The 14,449-nt window shown below is 67.2% G+C and carries 13 protein-coding genes and 1 tRNA gene; 8 read left to right on the top strand and 6 right to left on the bottom strand.

The genetic code is table 11. The features are described from left to right. The first annotated feature begins 28 nt into the window (after positions 1–28). Genes ACW18C_RS08760 through hutI form a run of 3 tightly spaced genes read left to right on the top strand, consistent with a single transcriptional unit; the run spans position 29 to position 3,383 of the window. Positions 29–1,417 (top strand): formimidoylglutamate deiminase, encoded by a 1,389-nt coding sequence (locus tag ACW18C_RS08760; RefSeq protein ID WP_492070515.1) that lies wholly within the window; start codon positions 29–31, stop codon positions 1,415–1,417. After that, a complete protein-coding gene (gene hutC / locus ACW18C_RS08755) occupies positions 1,414–2,136 on the top strand; it encodes a histidine utilization transcriptional repressor HutC (protein ID WP_492070514.1) in 723 nt (240 codons plus the stop codon). Before ACW18C_RS08760 ends, hutC begins: the two co-directional genes overlap by 4 nt. Beyond that, positions 2,133–3,383 (top strand): imidazolonepropionase, encoded by a 1,251-nt coding sequence (hutI, locus tag ACW18C_RS08750; RefSeq protein ID WP_492070513.1) that lies wholly within the window; start codon positions 2,133–2,135, stop codon positions 3,381–3,383. The genes hutC and hutI overlap by 4 nt, the downstream gene beginning before the upstream one ends. On the opposite strand, the gene ACW18C_RS08745 is transcribed toward hutI, so the two are convergent. Both ACW18C_RS08745 and ACW18C_RS08740 read right to left on the bottom strand, forming a co-directional pair. Next, the gene (locus ACW18C_RS08745) at positions 3,380–3,757 is read right to left on the bottom strand and encodes a response regulator (protein WP_035308891.1); all 378 of its coding nucleotides are present in this window, start codon (positions 3,755–3,757) and stop codon (positions 3,380–3,382) included. The two genes, hutI and ACW18C_RS08745, sit on opposite strands and share 4 nt — an antisense overlap. Further along, complete coding sequence (locus ACW18C_RS08740; protein ID WP_492070512.1) at positions 3,754–5,250, bottom strand: sensor histidine kinase; 1,497 nt, start codon at positions 5,248–5,250, stop codon at positions 3,754–3,756. The genes ACW18C_RS08745 and ACW18C_RS08740 overlap by 4 nt, the downstream gene beginning before the upstream one ends. A gap of 134 nt (positions 5,251–5,384) precedes the next feature. On the opposite strand from ACW18C_RS08740, the gene ACW18C_RS08735 reads away from it, so the two are divergent. Further along, positions 5,385–6,962 carry a carboxylesterase/lipase family protein gene (locus ACW18C_RS08735; protein WP_492070511.1) on the top strand — a complete coding sequence of 526 codons (1,578 nt, stop codon included), beginning with the start codon at positions 5,385–5,387 and terminating at the stop codon, positions 6,960–6,962. Positions 6,963–6,995: 33 nt separating this feature from the next. On the opposite strand, the gene gor is transcribed toward ACW18C_RS08735, so the two are convergent. From gor to glmU, 3 genes are all read right to left on the bottom strand, one after another. Beyond that, positions 6,996–8,378 (bottom strand): glutathione-disulfide reductase, encoded by a 1,383-nt coding sequence (gene gor, locus ACW18C_RS08730; RefSeq protein ID WP_492070510.1) that lies wholly within the window; start codon positions 8,376–8,378, stop codon positions 6,996–6,998. A gap of 137 nt (positions 8,379–8,515) precedes the next feature. After that, entirely contained in the window at positions 8,516–9,199 is a 684-nt protein-coding gene (gene rpiA, locus ACW18C_RS08725) for a ribose-5-phosphate isomerase RpiA (protein ID WP_426025917.1), read from the bottom strand. Beyond that, on the bottom strand, positions 9,196–10,560 hold the full coding sequence (gene glmU / locus ACW18C_RS08720) for a bifunctional UDP-N-acetylglucosamine diphosphorylase/glucosamine-1-phosphate N-acetyltransferase GlmU (protein ID WP_492070509.1): 1,365 nt from the start codon (positions 10,558–10,560) through the stop codon (positions 9,196–9,198). The genes rpiA and glmU overlap by 4 nt, the downstream gene beginning before the upstream one ends. 58 nt (positions 10,561–10,618) lie before the next feature. Between glmU and ACW18C_RS08715 the strand changes: the two genes are divergently transcribed. From ACW18C_RS08715 to ACW18C_RS08700, 4 genes are all read left to right on the top strand, one after another. Beyond that, positions 10,619–11,338 (top strand): HAD-IA family hydrolase, encoded by a 720-nt coding sequence (locus ACW18C_RS08715; RefSeq protein ID WP_492070508.1) that lies wholly within the window; start codon positions 10,619–10,621, stop codon positions 11,336–11,338. 101 nt (positions 11,339–11,439) lie between these two features. Further along, complete coding sequence (locus tag ACW18C_RS08710; RefSeq protein ID WP_492070507.1) at positions 11,440–12,729, top strand: dicarboxylate/amino acid:cation symporter; 1,290 nt, start codon at positions 11,440–11,442, stop codon at positions 12,727–12,729. A 56-nt stretch (positions 12,730–12,785) separates the two neighbouring features. After that, positions 12,786–12,860 (top strand) — tRNA-Val (locus ACW18C_RS08705). Between the two features lie 65 nt (positions 12,861–12,925). Next, positions 12,926–13,138 (top strand): hypothetical protein, encoded by a 213-nt coding sequence (locus ACW18C_RS08700; protein WP_035306857.1) that lies wholly within the window; start codon positions 12,926–12,928, stop codon positions 13,136–13,138. A 25-nt stretch (positions 13,139–13,163) separates the two neighbouring features. Here the strand turns inward: ACW18C_RS08700 and ACW18C_RS08695 are convergent, their stop codons facing one another. Further along, positions 13,164–14,381, bottom strand: coding sequence for an LL-diaminopimelate aminotransferase (locus tag ACW18C_RS08695; protein ID WP_008261139.1), 1,218 nt, complete (start codon positions 14,379–14,381; stop codon positions 13,164–13,166). Between the last annotated feature and the right edge of the window lie 68 nt (positions 14,382–14,449).

The following is a 14,449-nucleotide window of genomic DNA, read 5'->3' as shown; positions in this document are numbered from 1 at the left end:
ATTGATCGCAACAAGACGGACCTGTCCAGTGAGCCTTGAGTCGCAGCCTGTGGATCGCACCCTCTGGTTCGAGGCCGCCCTCTTGCCGGACGGCTGGGCGCGGGATGTGCGGATCGGCATTGCGAAGGGTCGGATTTCAAGCCTCGAGACCGGCGTATCCCGCGGAGCCGCGGACGAAGGAGACGGCGTGGCCTTGCCGGGCGTCGTCAATGTCCACAGCCACGCCTTCCAGCGCGCCATGGCCGGTCTGACCGAGGCGCGTGGTCCCCAGGGCCAGCAAGGCGATGACGATTTCTGGACCTGGCGTGACCTGATGTACCGCTTCCTTGATCGGGGCGGGCCGGAAGAGATCGAGGCCATCACCGCCCTGGCCTTCGCCGAAATGCTCGAGGGCGGTTTCACCCGCGTTGCCGAGTTCCACTATCTTCACAACGCCCCGTCCGGCGCGGCCTATGCGGACCGGGGAGAGATCGCGGCGCGGATTGTCGCGGCGGCCCAGACGACCGGAATCGCCCTGACCCTGCTGCCGGTCTTCTACGCCCACGCCGGATTTGGCGGCCTGGCGCCGACCCGGGGGCAGAGACGGTTCATCACCGATCTGGACGGTTTCGCGGAGTTGACCGACGGTTGCCGCCGCCTGACCGCCGATATGGCGGACGCTGTGGTGGGGGTCGCGCCGCACAGCCTGCGGGCTGTCAGCCCGGCTGAGCTGGCCGCCATGCCCGGTCTGGCAGGCGATGGGCCCATCCATATCCATGTGGCCGAACAGACCAGGGAGGTCGAAGACTGCCTGGCCTGGTCCGGCGCCCGGCCGGTGGAATGGCTGCTCGCCAACGCCCCGGTCGATCCACGCTGGTGCCTGATCCACTCGACCCATGTGACCGAGGCGGAGTGGCGGGGCGTGATCGAACGGGGCGCCGTCATCGGCCTGTGCCCGATCACAGAGGCCAATCTGGGCGACGGCGTCTTTCCGGCCGCCGCCTATGCGCGGGCGGGCGGGCGGTTCGGCGTGGGGACCGACTCCAATGTGCAGATCGGCGTGGCCGAGGAACTGCGGATGCTGGAATACAGCCAGCGGCTGGCCTTGAGGCGCCGTTCGGTCATGGCGGATGCGGATCGCTCGACAGGACGCGCCCTGTTCGAAGGCGTGCTGGGGGGCGGGCGCCAGGCCGGGGGCGCGGCGAACGACCTGGTCATCGGCGGATCGGCCGATCTGGTTTGCCTGGATACGCAGGGCGCCGGCTTCCATGGCCGTTCGGGCGACGCCCTGCTGGACAGCTGGATCTTCGGCGCGCCGGCGGGCGCCGTCGCCTCGGTCTGGCGGGCGGGGCGGCAGGTGGTGCGGGACGGGCGGCATGTGGCGCGCGACGCCATCGAGGCACGGTACCGCAAGGCCCTGAACACGGTGCTGGGATGACGCCTGAGCCGCTGCACCGCCGAATCTACGCGGACCTCGAAGGCCGCATCCTCTCGGGCGAGCTGTCGCCGGGCGCACGCATTCCCTTCGAACACGAATTGACCGCCCAATACGGCTGTTCGCGCGCCACCGTCTCCAAGGCCCTGTCGGAACTGGCGGGCAGGGGGCTGGTCAGACGTCGGCGGCGCGCCGGCAGCTTCGTCGCCCAGCCCAAGGCCCATGCCGCCTTCCTGGCCATCCCCGATCTGCGAGCCGAGGTGATGGAGCGGGGCCAGGCCTATGGCTACAGGCTGCTGGACCAGATGGAACGCGATCCGGACGGCGGTGCTGAAATCGAACTCGCCGCCGGCGGTCCGCTCCTGGCCTTGACCTGTCTGCATAGCGCCGACGCGATCCCTCTGGCCCTGGAGCATCGACTGATCGCTCTGGCCGTGACTCCCCAAGCGATAAGGGTGGATTTTCAATCCACTCCGCCTGGAACCTGGCTTCTGGACTATGAGCCCTGGACCGAGGCGGAGAACCGGATCGGCGCCATGGAGGCCGACGCCGTGACCGCCCGTCTGCTGCAGATCAAGCCCGGCGCGGCCTGTCTGTCTGTCGAAAGGCGGACCTGGCGCGACGGCCAGGGCGTGACGCGGGTTCGTCAGCTGTTCCCAGGGGATCGCTATGATCTGGTCGCGCTTTTCTCTTCCGCCCACACCAAGGATCAGAGCCGATGAAGGCCGACCGCCTGCTGATCGATTGTCACGCCGCCACCATGGTTCCGGGCGGGGCCGCCTATGGGGCCATCCGCGACGCCGCCGTGGTCATCACCGACGGCCGTATCGCCTGGATCGGACCGCGCGCGGATTTGCCGTCCGTGGAGGCGGTCGAGACGGAGCGGCTGGGCGGACGCTGGCTCACGCCGGGACTGATCGACTGTCACACGCATCTGGTCTTCGGCGGCGACCGCTCGGGCGAATTCGAACAGAGGCTGGGCGGGGCCACCTATGAGGAGATCGCCCGCGCCGGCGGCGGGATCGTCGCTTCGGTCAAGGCCACGCGCGCGGCGTCGGAGGACGAACTGTACGCCTCCGCCATGGACCGGCTGCAAGGGCTCAAGGCCACGGGCGTAACCACGGTCGAGATCAAGTCGGGCTATGGACTGGATCAGGACAGCGAATTGAAGATGTTGCGGGTCGCCCGCCGCATCGGCCGGGAAGGCGGGGTTCGCGTGCGCACCACCTATCTGGGTCTGCACGCCGTTCCGCCCGAGCATCGGGCGAACCGCGCCGCCTATGTCGATCTGGCCGTCGATCACATCCTGCCGGCCGCACAGGCCGAGGGGCTGGTGGACGCCGTGGACGCCTATTGCGAGCCTATCGCCTTCTCGATCGAGGAGGTGGCGCGCCTGTTCGACAAGGCCCGCACCCTGGGCCTGCCGCTCAAGCTGCACGCCGATCAGTTGTCGAACGGGGGCGGCGCGGCCTTGGCGGCGCGTTACGGCGCCCTGTCGGCCGACCATATAGAGCACGCGACGGAAGATGGGATCAAAGCCATGGCGCGGGCGGGGGTGACGGCGGTTCTGCTGCCCGGCGCCTTCCTGATGCTGCGCGAAACCCAGGCGCCCCCGGTCGGTCTGTTACGCGCCCATGGCGTTCGCATGGCCGTCGCGACCGACTGCAATCCCGGCACCTCTCCTGTCGCGTCCATGACCGACGCCCTGAACCTGGCCTGTGTTCAGTTTCGCCTGACCCCGGAAGAAGCCCTGGCGGGCGCGACGCGGGAAGCCGCATGGGCCCTGGGGCTGCAAGATCAGATCGGAACCCTGGCGGTCGGCAAGGTCGCCGACCTGGCGGCCTGGGATGTCCAGCGCCCCGCAGAACTGGCCTATTGGCTGGGCAAGCCCATGCTGCACGGCCGCTGGAGAGACGGCGTCAGGACAAGCGCCGACCCTGCAAGGATCGACGGTCCGCCTGATCTCTAGACCTGGGCGACGCCCATGACCTTCATCAGGGCGTCTCGAACGGCGGCCTCGGTGAAGGGTTTCTGAATGGTGGTGGCGCCGCGCCACTCTTCCGGCAATCCACCTTCGCCGTAGCCGGTGGAGAAGACGAAGGGCACGCCGCGCGCCTTCAGCGCCTCGGCGACCGGGAAGACCTGACGGCCGGCGACATTGACGTCCAGCAGGGCGGCGTCGAGATCGACAGTGTCGCGCGCCATGGCTTCACCATCGTCGATATTGGACGCGGGGCCGACGGGAATGCACTCCATGTCCTCGAGGATGGTCTCGAGCAACATGGCGACCAGGGATTCGTCTTCCACCACAAGTATGCGGCGACCGTTTAGAGGTTGGGTCATGGGGCGGGTGTCCTGTCGAGTGGAACCGTCAGTTCCGCAATCAATCCATCGCTGGCGTAGACTAGATCGATCTCCCCCGCCAGATCGTGGCGAATGTTTCGTTCAATCAATCGGCTACCGAAGCCTCTTCTGTCCGGTTGCGTAACTTTCGGACCGCCTATTTCACGCCAGACAAGCTTCAGCTTTCGGTCGCGTTGATCGGCCAAACTCCAGTCGATCAGAACACGCCCATCGGGCGTGGAAAGGGCTCCGTATTTGGCGGCGTTTGTCGCAAGCTCATGGAAGATCATGCCCAGGGACAGGGCTGTGGCGGGGGGCAGCGCCGTCGCCGGGCCGTTGAGATTGATGCGGGTGGGACCGAAGGCTTCGGTCTCGTGTTCCAGGATCGCCCGCAGATCCGCGCCTTCCCAATGGGTTCGCGTCAACAGGTCGTGGGTGTGGGACAGGGCCAGTATCCGCGACTGGAAGGTTGCGGCGAAGGTGGCGGGGTCGACGTGGGAACGCGCGGTCTGGATGGCGATCGACTGGACCGTGGCGAGGGTGTTCTTAACCCGATGGTTCAACTCGTCGATCATCAGCTTCTGGCGCTGGGTCGCCAGGACGTTGGCTGTGACGTCATGGCCCTGAACGAAGATGCCGACCACGGCGCCCGCCTCGTCACGGATCGGCTGATAGATGAAGTTGAGATAGAGGGTTTCCAGCGGGCCGCCGGGAGTCCTTTGTAATTTCGCCAGGCTTTCTCGCCCTTCGTAGGGCTCGCCCGTTTCGAAGACGGTGTCCAGAAACTCGTAATAGCCCTGTCCGACCAGTTCCGGCAGGGCGTAGCGTATGGACTTGCCCGCGATGTCGCGATGGCCGATCAACTGGCTGTAGGCGTCGTTGTGCATCTGGAAACAGTGGTTGCGTCCGGTCAGGATGGCCACGAACCCCGGCGCCTGCATGAACATCTCGACCAGACGGTTGCGCTCGCTCTCCAGGCGACGATTGTCCTCCTGAACCGACTGGGCTCGCCGCAGGACCGATCCACCGATCAGGGCGTCCAGGGCGGTTGTCGGTTCATCTGTCCGGATCGCCGGCGACAGGTCGGTGATGTCCATGGTGTGCTGAAGAAGCAGCACGACCTCGCCATCACCGTTCAGGATTGGCGTATGGGTCGCGCTCCAGATTCGTTCCTCGAACACCTCCTGGTCGTCGGACAATTTGCGCGGCATGGCGTATCGCACGACGGCAAGGTGATCACGCTGGCGAGTGTCGCGCGCCTTTTCGAGGGACGCCCGGACCTGACGCACGTTTTCGGGCGCATCTTCGCCGGGGCCGGCGTCGAAGGTCGTGAACAGGGGACGGCCCAGGACGTCCTCGCGGCGAGCGCCTGTGACCTCGACATAGGCCTGATTGACCTCGGCGATGCGCAGATCCGGCGTAAGCAGAAGATAAGGATTTGGCGACGCCTCGAAGGCCGCCGCCAAATCGACTACGGAAGCGCCCGGTTTCACTTGTACTGTCAATCTACACCCCAGCCCAACCGGTGCCGAACGCGCGAGAAGGCAAAGAGTTCGCTACCGTACCCAGAATTCGCCTTTCACCTGATCGTCATTGGCGTGTCAGGAGAATTTGCTAAGGACGGGACATGACATTTGCCGGCGCCTTGGCCACCCTCTCCCTCATGATGGCTCAACCGACAGATCAGCCGCCTCCCGAACAGCCGGTCGTCCAGTTGGCTCAGGGCGTGCTGGCCGGGCGGGCCGACGACACGGTCGCCGCGTTCAAGAACATTCCCTATGCCGCCCCGCCGGTGGCGGAACTGCGCTGGCGGCCGCCGGGCGCGGCCCCGACCTGGGAAGGGCGGCGCGACGCCTCGACCTATGGGCCGATCTGCATCCAGGCCACGCCGCAGGGCGATCCCGGCGTGGGGCCCTTGCCGATGAGCGAGGACTGCCTGAACCTGAATGTGTGGCGGCCGACCGACGTCGCCGCGTCGCCGGCCCCGGTCATGGTGTGGATCCACGGCGGGGGCCTGGTCAATGGATCGGGCACGGCGGCCCTGTACGACGGATCCCATCTGGCCCGTCAGGGCATGGTCGTGGTCTCGATGAACTATCGGCTGGGGCGGTTGGGCTTCTTCGATCACCCGGCCCTGGCGGCGGAACGACCGGCGGACGAGGCGGCGGGCAACTACGGCCTGATGGACGTCATCGCGGCCCTGCAGTGGGTCAGGGGGAACATCGCGGTCTTCGGCGGCGACCCGGCCAATGTGACGATCTTCGGGGAGTCGGCGGGCGGGGCCATCGTCACCCGGATGATGATTTCGCCGCCGGCGCGGGGCCTGTTCGACCGCGCCATCGTGCAGTCGGGCCTGGGGCGCGAGTTGCAGACCCCGCTGGACCGGCGCGGCGCCTACGACCTGCCGTCGGCGCGTGAGCGGGGCGAGGTCTGGGCCCACGGTCATAACCTGTTGACTGCGGCCGATCTGCGCGCTGCGCCGGTCGAGCTGCTGCTGACCCCGGCGCCCGTCTTCGCTAACGGAGATCTGTCCCTGATCGACGGCCGGATCGTGCCCTCGACCGTGGAAGCGGCCTTCCGAGCCGGGCGGCAGGCGCCTGTGCCGATGGTGATCGGGACCAACAGCGCCGAGTTCTGGTGGATGAAACCGACGGATCGCAACGGCTACGGCATGATCGACGACGACCTGACCTGGCTGGAGCGGGCCACGATCACGGCGGCCTATGGCGGGGAGGCGGGCTTCGACCGGGGCTTCATCACCGACGCGGTCTTCTCGGAGCCGGCGCGGCGGCTGGCGCGGCTGCACGCGGCGGCGGGGCATCCGGCCTATCTATACCGGTTCGACATCTCGTCGCCGGACAATCCCGAACCGCACGGCGGGGCGACCCACGCCATCGAGCGCCCCTATGTGTTCGGCACCCTGCCGCTGCTGCCCTATCCGGTCCGGGAGGCGGATGTCGCGGCCTCGGCGGCGATGATGGGCTACTGGACCGCCTTCTCACGGTCCGGCGACCCCAATGGGGTGGGGCGGCCGGACTGGCCGATGGCCGGGGGCGGCGACACTCAGCTGATGCTGTTCCGCAACGACGGCCCCAGCGCCACGCCGGTTCCGGAGAACGCGCGGCTGGACCTGATCGAACAGTTCCGCGAGCGGCCGCACATTGTCAGCAAGTCGCCGCAAGACACTGTAAAAAAGAGATATTAGTCAGGGCTTCGGTCGGAAGACAAGACGTCGCCGTCACCCCGCCGAGGTCGCGCCCGACTGTTTCTCTCTCATCGTGACCAGTTCCTCGGCCATGGTCGGATGGACCGCGCAGGTGGCGTCCCATTGGGCCTTGGTCAGGCCGGCCTTCACGGCGATGGCGGCGAGCTGGATCATTTCCGGGCTGTCGGGCCCCACGATGTGGACGCCGACCACCCTTTGGCTTTCGGCGTCGACCACCAGCTTCATGAGGACACGCTCCTCTGATCCGGTGAAGGCGTATTTCATCGGCCGGAAACGGGTCAGATAGACATCGACCCCGGCGGAACACGACCGACGCGCCTCGGATTCCGTCAGGCCGACGATGCCCACGGGCGGCTGGCTGAAGACGGCGGTGGCGACGGCCTCGTAGTCGAAATGCTGGGGATTGTCGCGATAGACGGTCTGGTGGAAGGCGACGGCCTCGCGGATGGCGACGGGGGTCAGGTTCATCCGGTCGGTCACGTCGCCGATGGCCCAGATGTTGTCGGCTGTCGTCTTGGAATAGGGATCGACCCTGATCGCGCCCTCGTCGTTCAGTTCGACGCCGGCCGCCTCCAGGCCGAGGTCCTTGACGTGGGGGATGCGGCCTGTGGCGAACATGACCACGTCGGTCTCCAGCTTCATCCCGTTCTCGAGGTGGTTGACCAGGCCGGTGGCGGTCTTTTCGATCTTCTCGTGCTGGCAGCCCAGGACGACCTTGATCCCGCGCTTCTCGATCTCGCCGGCCAGGTGGGCGCGCACATCGTCGTCGAAGCCGCGCAGGATGTTGGGGCCCCGGTAAATCAGGGTGGTCTCGACGCCCAGGCCGGCGAAGATCCCCGCGAACTCCACCGCGATATAGCCGCCGCCTGCGATCAGGATGCGTTTGGGCAGTTCGGGCAGGTGGAAGGCTTCTTCGGAGGTGATGGCGTGTTCGATGCCCTCCAGGCTTTCCGGCTTCCACGGGCGGCCGCCCGTAGCGATCAGGATCTTCTCGGCGGTGAAGGTCTGATTCTTGCCGACGATCTCGACCGTATGGGCGTCTTTCAGTACGGCGCGCCCATGAACCAGCTCCACCCCGGCCTTGCCCAGGTTGGCGGCGTAGATGCCCGACAGGCGGGCGATCTCGACGTCCTTGGCCTCCAGGAAGGTCGGCCAGTCGAACCGGGCGTTGTCGAAGGACCAGCCGTAGCCCTCGGCGATCTCGAGCGCGTGGCTGACCTCGGAGGCCATGACCATGAATTTCTTGGGCACGCAGCCCCGGATCACGCAGGTGCCGCCGACCCGGTATTCCTCAGCCACCGCGACCTTCTTGCCGCCCAGGGCGGTCAGGCGCGCGGCGCGAACCCCGCCGGAGCCGGCGCCGATGACGAAGAGGTCGTAGTCGTAGTCGGCCATCGGGTGCTCCGTTCAGACTCAAAAAACAGCGTCTGAATAGTCTGAATCGTCTGAAATCGGTTCCGGTCACACCGGGGGCGAGGCGTGGGACTTAGGCGCCGGGACACCCTGGAGCAAGGTCGCTAGGTGGAGGGAGATCAGGGCGTCAGGGTCTCGACCCCGCTGTCCGTGCCGATGATCGCCAGGTCGGCCAGGTCCAGAAACAGGCCGTGTTCGACCACGCCCGTGATCAGTTTCAGATCATCGGCCAGACGGACCGGATCATGGATGGCCTTGCAGCCGGCGTCATAGATCAGATTGCCGCCGTCGGTGCGGACCAGGCCGCGATCCGCCTGGCGCACGCGGGCCGGCGAGTTGATGTCATGGTCGATCAGGACGTCGGCGATGCGGTTGGCCGTGGTCTTGTGACCGAAGGCGACGACCTCGATCGGCAGGGGGAAGGCGCCCAGGACCGGCACCACCTTGGCGGCGTCGGCGATGACGATACAGCGGCTGGACGCTTCCCAGACCAGTTTCTCACGCAGCAGGGCCGCGCCGCCGCCCTTGATCAGGGCCAGGCCGGGACCGACCTCGTCGGCGCCGTCGACGGTCAGGTCGATGCGGGGCGTGTCTTCCAGCGTCGACAGGGTCAGCCCCAGTTCGCGCGCCAGATCGGCGGTCTTCTCGGAGGTCGGGACGCAGCGCAGCCCAGAAAGGCCGCGCGCCGCCAGGGCCTTGACGAACCAGGCGGCGGTCGAGCCGGTGCCCAGGCCGACGATCATGCCGGCCTCGACATGGGCCGCAGCGGCCTCGCCGGCGTTCTTCTTCTGTAGATCGCTCATTTCAGCTTGGCGGCCTTCGCCGCTTCCTTCCTGGCTTTGGCCTTCTCGCGGAAGGCGGCGCCGGCGTCCGGCTTGAGGGTTTGACGGGCGCGGCCGAAGGCGAGGGCGTCGGCCGGCACGTCCTCGGTGATCACGGAGCCCGAGGCGACGATGGCGCCGGCGCCGATGACGACCGGGGCGACCAGGCTGGAGTTCGAACCGACGAAGGCGCCGGCGCCGACCTCGGTCTGCGCCTTGTTGAAGCCGTCGTAGTTGCAGAAGATGGTTCCGGCGCCGATGTTGGCGGCCGCGCCGACCGAGCCGTCGCCCAGATAGGCTAGGTGATTGGCCTTGGCCCCCGCAGCCATCTTCACATTCTTCACCTCGACGAAATTGCCGATCTTGACCCCCTCGGCCAGGTCCGCGCCGGGCCGCAGGCGGGCGTAGGGGCCGACCTCTGCGCCGGACGCCACGCGCGCGCCCTCGATATGGCTGAAGCTGCGGATTCGGGCGCCGCCTTCAATCACCGCGCCGGGACCGAAGACGACGAAGGGCTCGATCACGGTTCCGCCGCCGACCTGGGTGTCCCAGGCGAAGTGGACGGTGTCGGGCGCGGCCATGGTGACGCCGGCGGCCAGGAAGGCGTCCCGCTGCACGCTCTGGAACAGGGCCTCGGCTTGGGCCAGTTCGGCCTGGGAATTGACGCCCATGACGGAATCCTCGGCCGCGAAGACGGCGCGGGTCGGGCGGCCGGCCTTGCGGGCCAGTTCGACCACGTCGGTCAGATAATATTCGCCCTTGGCGTTGTCGTTGCGGACATCGGCGAGGAGGGCGAACAGCAGGTCCGCCGGAGCGGCCATGACGCCGGAGTTGCAGGCCGTGATCGCCAGGACCTCGGGCGAGGCCTCCTTGGCCTCGGTGATGGCGGCCAGGGCGTCGCCGTCGAGGATCAGCCGGCCATAGGCGCCCGGATCGCGCGCCTCGAAGCCGATGACGGTCAGGCCCTCGGGGTTGAACACGGGTTCGATGTCGGCGGCCTTCAGCAAGGGGACGTCGCCATAGGTGACGACCACATCCCCGTCGAACCCGGCCAGGGCCTGTTCGGCGGCGCGGACGGCGTGGCCGGTGCCCAGGGGCGGGTCCTGAACGGCGATGGCCGCCTCGCCAAGGCGTTTGACGACATGGGCGCGGACCTCGGGCGAATGGGCGCCGACCACCACGACGATCTTCTGACAGCCCAGGGCCTGGGCCGCGTCGATGGCGTGATCCAGCATGGCGCGACCGCCCACCGGATGCAGCACCTTGGGCAGGGGCGATTTCATCCGGGTGCCCTGGCCGGCGGCGAGAATGATGGCGGCGCGAGGGCGCGTCTGGCTGGTCATGAATCGTTCCGGCGTCTAGTCGTCCTGCGATCTAGCCCATCATGCGGGCCAGCGGGAGATGTGGATGACCGATCGCGACCTGGAAGGCTGGACCATTGTCTTCGACCTGGACGGGACCCTGGTCGATTCCGCGCCGGACCTGACCGGAACCCTGAACCGGCTGCTGGTCGAGGAAGGGTTGCCGCCCGTGCCGATGGAAGCCGCCTCGACCCTGATCGGTTCGGGCGCGCGGGCGTTGCTGGTTCATGGGTTCGAGGCGGCCGGGGCATCGGTCGAACGGGCGCAATCGGACGAGCTGTTCGAGCGGTTTCTGGTCGATTACACCGCCCACATCGCCGACGGTTCGCAGCCGTTCGAGGGGGTGGTCGAGACGCTGGAGCGGCTGAGCGAACGCGGGGCGATCCTGGTGGTGGCGACCAACAAGCGGTCGGACCTGTCAGAGCTTCTGCTCGAGAATCTGGGCCTGACCCGGCATTTCGCCGCCATCCTCGGGCCGGATCGGGTCAGCGCGCGAAAGCCCGCAGGCGCCCATCTGAAGGAGGCTGTGGTCAAGGGCGGCGGCGACCCCGAGAGGGCCATCATGGTCGGAGACGCAGCGCCGGACGCCGAGGCGGCGCGGGACGCAGGCATGCCCTGTATTCTGACGACCTTCGGCTATACTCCGGTTCCGGTCGATACCCTGGGCGGCGACGTCCTGATTGACGCCTTCGAGGACGTCGAGGAGGCGATCGACGGCGTCCTGTCCGACTTCTACGTGATGAGAGCGTTGAAATTCTGAGGGCGCCGGACAGTAAATCTGGGGTCTGAACCCGCACTCGCGCGGTTGCGGATACCCGGTGCGATGACCAGTTTGGCGCACCCCTTGTCGAAAGCGCCTCCATGTTCGCTCGTTTCTTCAGAATACCCTTGTGGCAACGCACCTTCGCCGGCTTGGCCCTGGGCGTTGTCGCGGGGCTGATCCTGCGCGAACGGGCCGAGGTCTGGCTGCAGCCCATCGGCGACGTCTATCTGAACCTGATCCGGATGGTGGTGGCGCCCCTGGTGCTGTTCACCATCGCCAGCTCCATCGCCAAACTGGGGGAGGGGGCCGGGGCGGTGCGGCTGGGGGTGCGGACCATCATCTGGTTCGCCATCACCTCGCTGCTGGCCGTGCTGGTCGGTTTCGCCTTCGGCCATATCATCAATCCGGGCGTGGGCCTGTCCAACCTGCCGCTGGGCGAGGTCAAGGACCGGGTGATCCCGACGCCGCTCGAAGTACTGATCGGCGTGGTGCCGACCAATCCGTTCGCGGCCCTGGCCGAGGGCAAGGTGCTGCAGATCATCTTCTTCTCGGCCCTGGTCGGGGTGGCCCTGGTGGCGCTGGGCGACCGGGCCCAGGGGGTGCGGCGTCTGGTGGACGAAGGCGCCGCGGTCATCTTCCGCATCACCCGCTGGGTGATCCAGCTGACGCCTATCGGCGTGTTCGGCCTGATCGGCTCGGTCGTCGGCGGCTATGGCTGGGAGGCCCTGCTGCCGCTGCTGAAGTTCATCGTCGCCATCTATGCGGCCTGCCTGTTCCATATCCTGGTGGTCTATTCAGGCCTGCTGAAAGTGCACGGGCTGAAAGTCACCAGCTTCTTCCGCGGCGCCTTCGCGGCCCAGCAGACGGCGTTCGCCACCTCGTCCTCGCTGGGCACCTTGCCCATCACCCTGCGCCAGACGGTCGAGCGTCTGGGCGTGCCCCAGGCCTATGCCGCCTTCGCCGTGCCCCTGGGCGCCAATGTGAAGATGGACGGGTGCGGGGCCATCTATCCGGCCATCGCCTCGATCTTCATCGCCCAGTATTTCCAGATCGACCTGACCCTGACCCAATACATCCTGATCGGTCTGACGGCGGTGCTGGGCTCATTGGGCACGGCGGGGGTGCCGGGGACCTCCATCGTCATGCTGACCCTGACCCTGTCCACCGCCGGTCTGCCGCTGGAAGGCATCGGCTATATCGTCGCCATCGACCGGATCATCGACATGATGCGCACGGCGACCAACGTCACCGGCCAGATGCTGGTCCCGGTGCTGGTGGCCAAGGAGGAGGGGATCCTGAACGAGGACATCTACAACGGTCATGTCGCCTGGCTGCCTGGCGATCCGGAGGCGGAGACGCCTGAGGCGGTCCGGGCCGCAGGAATCTGAAACGGACGCTTGCGCAGGGCGGGCGACCGGGCTATGTCGCCGCCTCCGCAAGGCATGGATGCGTAGCTCAGCGGGAGAGCACCTCGTTCACACCGAGGGGGTCACAGGTTCAATCCCTGTCGCATCCACCATCTTCTCCGTTCCCGCCCGTTCCCGATAGCCGCGTCGCCGCGCGCAGCCGCCGATGGAAACGCCGATGCCCCAGGTCAATGACACCGTCCACATCCGTTTCTCGCTGAGAGGCCTGGGCGGCCCCTTCTGGCAGACCAACGCCACCGTCGCCTCGGTCAGCCAGGGCGTGGCCCTGCTGGATGGGCTGGACCGGCAGGTGCCCGCCGCCGTCAGCGAGCTGAAGCGGGCCGGCGCCAATCGCTGGACCCTGGACTGGGAAGTCCGAAGCCGGCCGTAGCCGGCTCCCAAACCAATTGGGAGAATCAGACGTCGGGCACGTCCCGGCCGGGGGGCACGTTGACGCCCATGGACTTCAGATAGGTCTTGATGTTGCGCCCGGCCTGACGGATGCGCTGCTCGTTCTCGACCAGGGCGATACGGACGAAACCCTCGCCGTTTTCGCCGTAGCCGACCCCCGCAGCGACCGCGACCTTGGCGTGGGTCAACAGTTGCTTGGAAAACTCCAGACTGCCCAGATGAGCCAGGGCCGGGGGCAGGGGCGCCCAGGCGAACATCGAGGCGGCGGGCTTGGGGATCTCCCAGCCGGCCCGGCCGAAACTGTCGACCAGCACGTCACGGCGACGATGATACAGGGCGCGGTTCTGCTCGACGATGTCCTGCGGCCCGTTCAGGGCGGCGACGGCCGCCGCCTGGATGGGCGTATAGGCGCCATAGTCGAGATAGGACTTCACCCGCGCCATGGCGGCGATCAGCTTGGGATTGCCCACCGCAAAGCCGATCCGCCAGCCGGCCATGCTGTAGGTCTTGCTCAGCGAGGTGAATTCGACGGCCACATCCTTGGCGCCCGGCACCTGCAGGATCGAGACGGTCGGCTTGCCGTCATAGTAGAGCTCGGAATAGGCCAGGTCGCTGATGATCCACAGGTCGTTGGCCTTGGCGAAGGCGACGACCCGCTCATAGAAGGCCAGATCGACCGTTTCCGCCGTCGGATTGGACGGATAGTTCATCACCAGCACCTTGGGGCGCGGCACGGTGTAGGCCATGGCCCGTTCGAGGCTTTCGAAATAGCGCTCGTCCGGCGTGGTCGGCACGCTGCGGATCGCCGCCCCGGCGATGATGAAGCCAAAGGTGTGGATCGGGTAGGAGGGGTTGGGCGCCAGCACGACGTCGCCGGGTTCGGTGATGGCCGTCGCCAGACTGGCCAGGCCTTCCTTGGAGCCCATGGTGACGATCACCTCGGCGTCGGGATCCAGGTCCACGCCGAAACGGCGGGCGTAATAGTTGGCCTGGGCGCGACGCAGGCCGGGAATGCCGCGCGACGCCGAATAGCCGTGGGCGTCGGGCTTGCGCGCCACTTCGCACAGCTTGTCGATCACGTGCGGCGGCGGCGGCAGATCGGGATTGCCCATGCCCAGGTCGATGACGTCCTCGCCGGCCGCGCGGGCGGTGGCGCGCATGGCGTTGGTCTCCGCGATCACATACGGAGGCAGGCGTTTCATGCGGTAGAATTCTTCGGACATGTCGAACTTCGCAGGGGGGCAGGAAAAGAGGGCGTCAGCGATGCCATCAATGGCGACGCTGCGATACC

Source organism: Brevundimonas sp. FV1ye7S (assembly GCF_058680995.1).
This window is presented reverse-complemented; position numbering and strand designations above follow the sequence as displayed.